The sequence below is a fragment of the Vulcanisaeta distributa JCM 11216 genome (assembly GCF_001315985.1).
Taxonomy (GTDB): Archaea; Thermoproteota; Thermoprotei; order Thermoproteales; family Thermocladiaceae; genus Vulcanisaeta; species Vulcanisaeta distributa_E.
In genome coordinates this window covers 1-1,031 of record NZ_BBBI01000058.1, presented here as the reverse complement: position 1 = coordinate 1,031, position 1,031 = coordinate 1, and the positions used below count along the sequence as shown (strand labels likewise).

The window sequence follows — 1,031 nt, the reverse complement described above, 5'->3', positions numbered from 1 at the left end:
CCCCCCCACTCATTAAGTCCAATGTATCCACTAACGCCCTTGTTACCCCCCCCAACACCAACCCAGGCCAAACCACCCACAGCCCATGGATCAACAATGAAGGTCACATTAACCCAGCCGGAGCCCGGCGGTGCATCATTAATTAAAGCCCAACCGCTGGCTTTGGCGATTACGCAAACTGAGGGCTTAATGGCTGAGCAAACCATGACAGCACTAGGCAGTTCACTAACCTCATAGAACCAAGCATCGTTGCGATAAAGCACCTTGGACTTAACGTCCAAGTGACCGCCACCGCTTAGGAAGATTGCCTTGACGAAGAATGGCTCGTGACCAGTGTTGATCACGGCCATGTAGTAGCCACCCTTGTAGGGGGGGACAACGTCAATCACTGGCCATAGGTAGTTGGCCAGCACCTGGCTCTGCACGTATTGGTAGTATCCGTAGAGTACACCACCAATGACCAAGCCCATCATAGCCATAGCCATTGCAAAGCCAATAGTCCCGGTGATTACCTCTTCAAAGCCCATCAAATGGATTAATTGATTGGCTTTTAAGGTGGTTGTTGAGTGGCTGTGGTGTTCATAGCCATCGATGGGCATGAGTAATACGTAACGTTGTAATAACCATTACTCACGCTATAAACAAGGCAATAGCCGTCCAAGGTAGGCTCGCCAAAACCCATTGATGAGTTTATTGGCTTTGGTGGCTCGTAACTACCCATTAAGCTGGCCCAGTTGGTCCTATCAATAATTGACCTAGCCAGTGGTGTGCTGATCACGATTAAGCCGATGACGGCAATTATTGCTAGAGCCATTATAACGGCGGTGGTTACAGAGGTTATTCCTCTAGAAGCCATGACAAACCACCACTCGTTTTTAATCACTTGACTTTTAAGGGGGGGTGGTTTTACGTGGGACTCCCGATGGCCATTCCCACGTACTTGGCTAGGTTTTCAAACATTTGGGTTAGGATCCACGTAGCCTCGCTTGAAGCCGTGCTAACGGCACTCGTTGGGTTGGTCAGTAAGCCTG

2 protein-coding genes are annotated in these 1,031 nt (G+C 49.7%); both read right to left on the bottom strand.

Annotated elements, in window-relative coordinates:
* The coding region (locus tag JCM11216_RS14195; RefSeq protein ID WP_054854614.1) for a hypothetical protein at nucleotides 1-527 on the bottom strand (527 nt) is incomplete at its 3' end.
* Nucleotides 528-550: 23 nt separating this feature from the next.
* Nucleotides 551-856, bottom strand: a complete 306-nt coding sequence (locus tag JCM11216_RS14190; RefSeq protein WP_054854615.1) for a hypothetical protein — start codon at nucleotides 854-856, stop codon at nucleotides 551-553.
* Nucleotides 857-1,031: the final 175 nt, after the last annotated feature.

Coding starts and splice junctions, on each gene's coding strand:
- JCM11216_RS14190 (WP_054854615.1), bottom strand. CDS start 856: ATGGCTTCTAGAGGAATAACCTCTGTAACCACCGCCGTTATAATGGCT.